The organism is Hyalangium ruber (assembly GCF_034259325.1).
Taxonomy (GTDB): Bacteria; Myxococcota; Myxococcia; order Myxococcales; family Myxococcaceae; genus Hyalangium_A; species Hyalangium_A rubrum.
Genome location: NZ_JAXIVS010000035.1, coordinates 1 through 8,732 on the forward strand (window position 1 = coordinate 1; position 8,732 = coordinate 8,732).

The window sequence follows — 8,732 nt, forward strand, 5'->3', positions numbered from 1 at the left end:
TCCTACGAAATGCCCCGCCGCAGTTACCCCACGCTCGCTGAGCTGCTCGCCGCTGTCCGCAGCGCCTTCACCAGCTACCGAAACCGCATGCGGAAAAAGTGAACATGATCTATGGCGGACCGCTTAGCAAGGATCGGCGTGCTGCTCACGGGGTGACACGCTCCCGGCGGCGACGCCCTGCCCAGGTGGCGAGGGCCGAGAGCACAACCAGCGCCGCGCTCGCGCCTCCACCGTCGGACTGACAGCCACAACCGCTACTCGACTCCTCCCGGACCTGAACGGTGACGTTGAACGAGCACTGCGCGGCGTTTCCGGCAGCATCCGTCGCGGTGACAGTGACGCGGGTCTCCCCCTCGGGAAAGTGGGAGCCGGACTCCGGCGAGGCGGTGACGGAGGAGGAGGAAACGAGGTCCGTCGGCTCTGGCAGCACATACGTCACGGAGGTGCCAGCCGACTTGTCCGTGCTCACCCGCACGTCATCCGGACAGCTCAGCGCCGGAGGCGTCGTGTCCCGCACCGTCACCTGGAAGGAGCACGAGGCCTGATTGCCCGCTGCGTCCTCCGCCGTCGCCGTGACCGCCGTGTCCCCCGGCGGCAGGGTGCTCCCCGACGGCAGCGAGTACGTCACCGTCGGATTCTCGGTGATGACGTCGGTCGCGGTGGCGGGGGGATACGACACCAGCGCCCCCGCCGGCCCCGTCGCCTCCACTCCCAGGTCCACCGGGCAGGTGATGTCCGGAGGCGTCTGGTCGACCACGCCGAGCGTCACGGTAGCGACGTTGCTGTCCAGGCCGCAGTCCCGCACCCGGAAGGTGAAGCTATCCAGCCCCAAGTAGCCCGAGGCGGGCGTGTACGTGACGGAGGGCGGCGTACCGCTCAACGTCCCGTGGGCCGGAGGGGTGACGATGGCGAAGGTCATCGGAGGCCCCGCCTCGGCATCCGTCGCCACCAGCGATAGATTCACAGGTACACCGTACGACGTGGAGCCCGTCAGGTCCTGCGCCACGGGCGCGGTGTTCTGCACCACCCGCACCATCCGCCCGCCACCTATCGCATTGGCGAAGACGGAGAGCACATAGGCACCCGGCGTCGTGCTGGCGGGAATGGACACCGTCACGCCAGTGGCGGACATCTCGGTGCCCGGCAACATCCGGAGCCGGCGCCCCTCGGCCGCCTGCAGCCGCACCAGCGGGAAGTTCGTCGCGGAGTCCCTGTAGTCTCCCATGCTGGCTCCGGAGATGCCCCGGAACAGCGTCCCGGTGATGCGCGCGGTACAGTCGCTCACCAGCGCGTCGGGTCCCGTCACCACCGAACGCCAGGCCGGCTGCGCCCCGGTGTCCTCGTACAGCTCGGCGCTTGAGAGCCACACGCCCCCGGCGCCCTGCCCTCCCAGCGCGAGCACCTCGCTCGAGGGCAGCACGACGGTGTCGAAGCGCAGCCGCTGGGCTGCGAGGCCCGACACGGGCTTCCAGGTGTGGGTCGCGCCGTCGTACAGCTCCGCGGTGGCGAGCACCGTGCTCCCTGGCCCCTGCCCTCCCGCGACGAGGACCCGGCCGGAGGGCAGCAGCGAAACCGAATGGAGTGCGCGCGGGCCGGCCAGTGTCCCCGCCGGGCCCCAGGTGTTGGAGACCGGGTCATACACCTCCGCCGACGCCAGCGCCGTCGCGAGCGCGGTCCCCGCCACCGCCAGCACCCGGCCCGACGGCAGCAGCGTCAGGGTGAAGGAGGCCCGTGCCTGCGAGAGGCTCGCGGCAGGGGCCCACGTGTTGGAGGCCGGGTCATACAGCTCCGCCGAGGCCAGCGGCGCGCTCCCGTTCTCGCCACCCGCCACCAGGACCCGTCCGTCGTGCAGCAGCACGGCCGCGTGACGCAAGCGGGGCGTGGCGGTCGACCCGGCTGAACTCCACACGTTCGCGACCGGGTCATACAGCTCCGCCGTCCCCGTGCCCACGCCACCCACGACGAGCACCCGGCCCGAGCCAAGCACCGTCGCGGTGTGCCCATCCCTGGCGGTCGTCATCGAGCCCGCGGGCGTCCAGGTATCGGCCACGGAATCGTACTGCTCCGCCGAGGCCAGCGGCCCCACGCCATTCCCACCTCCGACGGCGAGCACCCGGCCGGACGGCAGCAGGCTCAGCGTGGCGCGCTCGCGCGGGGTGCTCAGGGAGGCGGCGGGAGCCCAGGTGTTGCTCGCGCGCGTGTAGCGCTCCGCCGTCCCGAGCACGCCACTCGCGCCCCGGCCTCCCGCGACCAGCACCTGTCCCGACGGCAGCAGCACGGCGGCGGAGCCCCGGCCCTGCACGAGATTGCTGGCCGGAGCCCAGCGGTTGCTGGAGGACTCATAGAGCTCCACGTCCGCATAGAAGGTCAGGCTCGGGTTCGAGCTGAAGCCACCCATGACCAGCACCTGACCGGTCGTCAGCAGGGTGGCGGTGGCATTTTCGCGAGCCACCGCCAGCGTACCGGCAGCGGCCCAGGTCCCCGTCGCCGGGTCATACAGCTCCGACACGGGCTGCGGGTTGCGCGCCGCGTCCGAGCCACCCTGAATCAGGACCTTGCCATGGGGCAGCAGGGTGGCCGTGTGCCCATTTCGCGGATGGATGAGCGCGCCGGTGGCGGTCCACGTATTGGCCACCGGGTCATAGAGCTCCGCGTGGGGGGTGATCCCCGCGCTCGTGAAGCCTCCCGCGAGGAGGACACGGCCATCGGGGAGCATCGTCGCGGTCGCATAGTGCCGGGGAACCAGGGGAGGCGCCGCCAGCGACCAGGTCCCCGCGACGGGGTCATAGAGCTCCGCGACGGGCACCTCCCCCGAGACGTTGTTGAAGCCGCTGACCACCAGCACCCGGCCGTCCCTCAGCGAGGTGGCGGTGTGGGCCCGGTGGACGACGGACATGGAGCCTGTGGCGGTGAAGGTGTTCGTCGCGGCGTCGTAGAGCTCCGCCGTGCTCAGGTTGGCGCCTCCCGCGACGAGCACCTGCCCCGAGGACAGGAGGGTGGTGGTGCTCAGGCTGCGAGTCGCGGCCATCGCCCCCGTGGCGGACCAGGTGTTCGTCGCGGCGTCATGGATGCGTGCCGACGGGCTGCCGTCCATGAAGATGAGAGCCTTCCCGGTGGGAAGCAGGACACCCGACGTGACGTTGCCCTGGATGCCGGGACTTCCGGCGGAGGCCCAGGTACCGGTCGCAGGGTCGAAGCGTTCGGCGGCAGTCACGAACCCGTTCCGGTTGACGCCGCCCGCCACCAGGATGGTGCCATCGGGCAGGAGCAGCGAGATGTGCTGGGCCCTCGCGGTCGCCATGCTGGCCGTCGACGACCAGCCTGGGGCCACCACCACGTCGGCGGCAAGCTCGGGGAAGGAGGCCCGCGCCAGGGAGACTGCCTCCACCGAGGATGGCAAAGTGCTCTTCTCCTCGCATGCGAGGACGAAGACACCGCAGAGCACCACGAAGATGAGACGTCCCGAGATCCAACCTGACTGCATTCGCCCTCCAGGCCCAGACATGCGCCATGGGTTGACGCGCCAGGGGCACGCCACACGCGGAAGTCCTCCGCGTGTGACACCGCGTGTATCACGCTCCGAGCGACTCCAGGTCCAGAGAGGACGTTTTACCGAGCTGTTGGGCAGCAGGCCCAAGGCACGCATCCTCCTGGAGGCGTCCACCAAATCATCCCCACCCTTAGCCGCCCTCGCTCCTTGGCCGCTTCCCTCCTCCGCCCCTCCTCTCCCTCAACATCGCTTCTATTCTTTCGAACTAGAAGCGGACCGAGGTGATCAGGTCATTCCAGGGCCCCGCCGGGATGGAGTTGATGTCGCTCACACTCTGGGACGTGCTGAAACACCTGCCCGTCTGATCCAGGTGCTCGCAGAAGGTCGCGACATGCGGGCCGATGAACCTGATGGAGGAGAGGATGTCATTGAAGCCGACATCTCCCAGCCGGCCGATGCTCGAGGTGAGATGCAGCATGTTCCCCTCGTAGTTGGTGTGCTCGTAGAGGTAGACCCCGTCCACCGCGGAGTACCCCTGCACGGCGTACGTGTAGTCTCCCAGCGAGGTCTTGTAGCCCGTCCCGTAGTCAGCGTAGGCCCAGTTGCTGAGCCCGCCGGGCGCCTTCTTCACCAGCACCGTCCAGGATTGGAAGGGAAAGCGAGTGCGAACCCGGCGATGAAGCTCGCCCGCCCGGTCCGCGGGACTCCCCGTCAGGCTGGAGAGCTGCCCGTTCACGAAGCCAGCCAGGAAGCCGTTGCTCACGGCGCTCGTCACCGTCCTCGTGGGGAAGGCGATGTGGGTGTAGTCGTCGATTGCACTGGACTGGAAGAAGCTGCCCTCGTGGTTCATCCAGCCACCCCATGAACTCTTGAGGACCATCATGTGCCAGATGCGTCCAGGCGCGGCATTGTGGACGAAGGCCTTCAGCCCGTACCAACGCCCCTGGGCATCACCGTCCAAGGTATAGGCGATGTTCCTGAAGATCGTGGCGAAGTCACCCGGCAGGGCCTGGGAGGCGGGCAGCAGCCGGTAGTTGAGCGCCAGGATGGCGTCAATCAGCCCTGCGCCAGGGAAGTCCATCATCATCACGCCCGCGCGCTGGGCATGCCCTCCCACCAGATGGTCGATGGCGTAGTCATTGACACCCCGATTGCTCAGCCCATCCCCTCCTGCCACCATGTATGGGAAGGCGAGCACGGACGAACCGCTCAGGAAGTTCACATACAGCGTGGAGGGAGCCCCGGCGGTCGTCTGGTCCAGGTGTGTACGGACCTTGTTCCACTTGTCATCGATGTCGAAGAGGGTATCCACCGTCCAGTCGTCCTGGAGTTGGAGGGAGCCCCAGCTCACGCCGTAGGCCCCGCCGCCGAAGTCGTCCAGGATGACGATCCGGCCCCGCACCTCTCCGAGCGTGGGCACATGCGTCCCCCGCCAGATGTAGGGGCTGTAAGCGGGCTGGTCGCGGTACGCCTCGAACGTCTGGTGGAAGGAGCGCGTGACGTTCTCCTCGGTGTGCTCCTTCTTCACGCGCATCAGGAGCGTCTCGCCCGGGTGCTCCCTCAAGAACTGGATGGCTGTCGTGAGGACGTCATCGAAGTTCGTGTTCAGGTAGACCACGCCATGGTGGATCGTGAAGCTGTTGCTGATGTGGCGGCAGCGGATGTCCAACGCCCGGATCCCCGCGTCGAGCTGGCTGCGCAGGCTCAGGGACTGGGTCTGGGTCAGGTCCCCGCCCGTCGAGGTGAACGCCATGGTGTCATGCGTTCCGGGAATGGAGAGGGCGGCGATGCTCGTCGAGCCGGGGAGCACGCTCATCCAGTCGGGATGGCTCGTGTCGATGCTGCCGGAATGGTTGTAGTAGCGGCCTTTCGCGAGGGCGGGTGAGCCCATCACGAGCATCATTCCCAGGAGAATCGCTGCCGCGTTCCTCGGGTGCAGAGGGTGGAAGGACATATCAATCCTCGGAGGGGTGACGGGGGTAACGTGATCAGGCCATCCTTGATCACTCGGGAAATTCACGTGTTCCCACATTTCCCTTTCCTTGTCACCATGCGTCCGCTCCGGAAGCAGCCTGCGTTCCTCCGAGACGCGCCGGCACGAGTCTTCGCGTCCCCTCCCCTCTTTCCCGCGAGCGTGCCCTCTGAAGTCTTCGAGAGAGGCACCGTGGCATCTCGCTTGCTGTGTGCTCGCCCGGGTCCAACAGGGACCCTTTCAAGCTGGGGACACATGCAAGCAAATCGCACGAGCTGGTGGATGGCCTCTTTGACGACGCTGCTGCTCCCGGCGGGCGCAGCCTTCGCGCAGGCCCCCAGCGATTGGGTGCTGAACGGCGGCTTCGAGTCGCCCGCCCTGAGCGCGGGTTCCTGGAGCGTCTTCTCCTCCGTCAGCGGCTGGACGACCCAGAGCGGCTGCGGCATCGAGATCCAGAACCACGTGTCCGGTTCGCCGCTGGAGGGCGCGCAGCACCTGGAGCTCGACTCGCACTGCCCCACCACCATCTTCCAAGACCTTCGGACCGTGACAGGCCGCTCCTACGTGCTCTCCTTTGGCTACTCCCCCCGCCCGGGCGTCAGTGACAACCGGATCCGCACCCTGTGGGGCGGGCAGGTCGTGGCGGACCTGAACGCCAACGGCTGGGGCCTCCCGGATACGAGCTGGCGGCATGTCTCCATGCGGGTCACCGCCGCCGGGAGCAGCACCCGCCTCACCTTCGCGGACACCAGCGGGTACGACGCCCTGGGTGGGTACATTGACGCGGTGAGCCTCACCGACGCGTGCCAGGCGGACCCCGGGCTGCCCACGCTGGTCCTCCATGGCCCCAGCGAGATGACCTTGGAGTGCGGTGTGGACACCTGGGTGGATCCCAGCGCGCATGCGTCGGACGTCTGCGGCCCGCTGCAGGTGCACAAGTACAACTCCGGGGACGACGACGGTGACGGGGTGCCGGGCGCGCGGGATTCGGATGACTACGGACCGGGCCCCGACACTTCGGCGGAGGGGACGTACTCGGTGCAGTACATCGCGTGGACTCCGATGGGGAACACGGTGAGCGCCATCCGCTCGGTGCATGTGGATGACCGGACGCCGCCGACGCTGAGCCTCCGGGGCGCCGCTCACATGACCCACGCCTGCGGCAGCGGGTGGGTGGACCCCGGAGTAGAGGCCATGGACGCGTGCTACGGCAACGTGGCGCCCCAGGTGCAGGTGGCGGGGTACGTGAATGGCTGGGTCCAGGGCTCGTACACGCTGACCTACACGCTGACGGATCCTGGGAACAACACCGCGGTGCCGGTGACGCGCACCGTGGATGTCGTCAACTGCCCCTGGTAGGGGCTCCAGCTTGGACGCATCGGCGGGTCATGGGGCTGCATGGGCAGTCAAATCCGTGAGCCCACGGGCCGTACCGAGCCATCTTCCTCAAATAGGAACACGTCGGCGGATACGAGGGTCTCCCCCTCCAGATCGATCCGGGCGAAGGTGGGCACGAGCGTGCGCCACGGACCCAGCTGATTATCCGCCAGGGCCTCGACGAACTCCGAGAGGACGCTGTCTCCCGCAGCCGAGTCGGAGAGCACCTCCTCCGGAATGCGCATCAGCTCGGCCCAGGTGCCGGTGTTGAGGTAGCGGGCCTCGCCTCCGAGCATGGGCACGCGCTTGGCGAGGTGGGTGTGCCCGAACACGACGACGCGGAAGCCTCGCCTGGCCAGCGCCTCGGCGGGCTTCAGGTAGCGAGGGCTCTCCTCGGCCACGGCGAAGGTCTCATGCTGCTCCCGCACGTAGATCCGCAGTGCCTTGCGCAGGCGCCGCAGTTGCTCTCGGCGATCCTCGAACGTGCCGGCGCGGTAGAGCTCCCACCAGCTCTTCAGGTGCTCGCGAGCGCCGATCTCGTCATCGGAAGCACCGAGGAGTTCCTGTGCCTCCCGGAGCAGCAGCTCCTCTGTCTGCTCCGCCTCACCGGAGATCAGCTCGCGCTCCTCGGGCGCGCCGCTCTCATCCCGAGGAGTCCGGGTGCGCGCGGCCTGCCGCGCCATGCGCACGAGCTGCTGGAGCTTGAACATGGCCCCCGGATCGAGCACGGCGAGCAGGGGGATGGCCGCCTCGTTCTCGGGCTTGAGCAGATCGATGAAGGCATACTGCCGCTTGAGGCCATTCATCACCCCCACCACCAGCTCGCTGCCAGCGACGGTGCGCATGGGGGGAGGAGCCTCGCGGCGGGTGAGCGCGGAGCGCACGGCGCGCAGCGCATCATGGGGCACGACGTTCCAGTCATCGTAGCGGTTGCCGTGCTCGATCAGCACGGGCCCGCGGACGAAGGCCTGGTTGTCGTAGAGGAACTCGACGCCGCGGTGACCGATGCGCTGGTGGAGCAGGCGGCGGGGACCAGGCAGCGACAGCTCGAGGTCATGGTTGCCGAGGAGCAGGGTGAGCGAGTGGCCGGCGGAGACGAGCTCGCGCAGGGCCTGCCACACGTCCGCGGTATCGCCGTGGTCCATGATGCGGGCGAGCTTGGCGGTGGCGACAGAGTCCTCCGGAGTGAAGGCGGCGAAGGGCTGCTCGGCGAGGAAGTCGACGATGTCACCGGCGAGCACCAGGTGCGCGTGCTGGCCGGTGGAGAGCTGGCTCGGGATGCCGCGAATGAAAGCCGCCAGTCGCCTGCGACCCCGAGCGGTGCAGATCTGGAAGCCGGTGTCGCCACCCAGGTGGAGGTCGGAGATGACGAAGAGCGACTCACGGTGGGACATGGGCAGGCCTGTGGGAGGGAGGGGACCTCAGGGGGTACGGCCCTTGTAGGGGCTGCAGAAGTCACGGAGCTCTTCGGTCGGCGGAGTGAACTGGGGCAGGTTGCAGGCCTCGATGATCCAGCCCTCGGGAGAAGCGATCCACAGGCGCGCAGTGCTGTCGTCGCTGGAGGTGAGAACGCGCGAGCCGTCCGGGGAGAAGGCCGCGCTCAAGACTCTGCCTTCATGCCCCTTGAGGGTGGCCAGCAGCTGACCCGAGCGGCTGTCCCACAGGCGCGCAGTGCGGTCTTTGCTGGCGGTGAGAACGCGCGAGCCATCCGGAGAGAAGGCCGCGCTCAAGACACTGTCCTCATGCCCCTTGAGGGTGGCCAGCAGCTGACCCGAGCGGCTGTCCCACAGGCGCGCGGTGCTGTCTGAGCTGGCGGTGAGAACGCGCGAGCCGTCCGGAGAGAAGGCCGCGCTCAAGACACTGTCCTCATGCCCCTTGAGGGTGGCCAGCAGC

4 protein-coding genes and 1 pseudogene are annotated in these 8,732 nt (G+C 68.2%); 1 reads left to right on the forward strand and 4 read right to left on the reverse strand.

Annotation, left to right across the window (positions count from 1 at the left end):
* Positions 1–145 precede the first annotated feature (145 nt).
* Both SYV04_RS43530 and SYV04_RS43535 read right to left on the reverse strand, forming a co-directional pair.
* Positions 146–3,484 (reverse strand): HYR domain-containing protein, encoded by a 3,339-nt coding sequence (locus tag SYV04_RS43530; RefSeq protein ID WP_321552048.1) that lies wholly within the window; start codon positions 3,482–3,484, stop codon positions 146–148.
* Positions 3,485–3,755: 271 nt separating this feature from the next.
* On the reverse strand, positions 3,756–5,444 hold the full coding sequence (locus SYV04_RS43535; protein ID WP_321552049.1) for a phosphatidylinositol-specific phospholipase C domain-containing protein: 1,689 nt from the start codon (positions 5,442–5,444) through the stop codon (positions 3,756–3,758).
* Positions 5,445–5,744: 300 nt separating this feature from the next.
* Between SYV04_RS43535 and SYV04_RS43540 the strand changes: the two genes are divergently transcribed.
* Complete coding sequence (locus SYV04_RS43540; protein WP_321552050.1) at positions 5,745–6,821, forward strand: immunoglobulin-like domain-containing protein; 1,077 nt, start codon at positions 5,745–5,747, stop codon at positions 6,819–6,821.
* A 47-nt stretch (positions 6,822–6,868) separates the two neighbouring features.
* On the opposite strand, the gene SYV04_RS43545 is transcribed toward SYV04_RS43540, so the two are convergent.
* Both SYV04_RS43545 and SYV04_RS43550 read right to left on the reverse strand, forming a co-directional pair.
* Entirely contained in the window at positions 6,869–8,233 is a 1,365-nt protein-coding gene (locus tag SYV04_RS43545) for a metallophosphoesterase (protein ID WP_321552051.1), read from the reverse strand.
* Between the two features lie 27 nt (positions 8,234–8,260).
* Positions 8,261–8,732, reverse strand: a pseudogene (locus tag SYV04_RS43550) (WD40 repeat domain-containing protein); the annotation flags it as partial.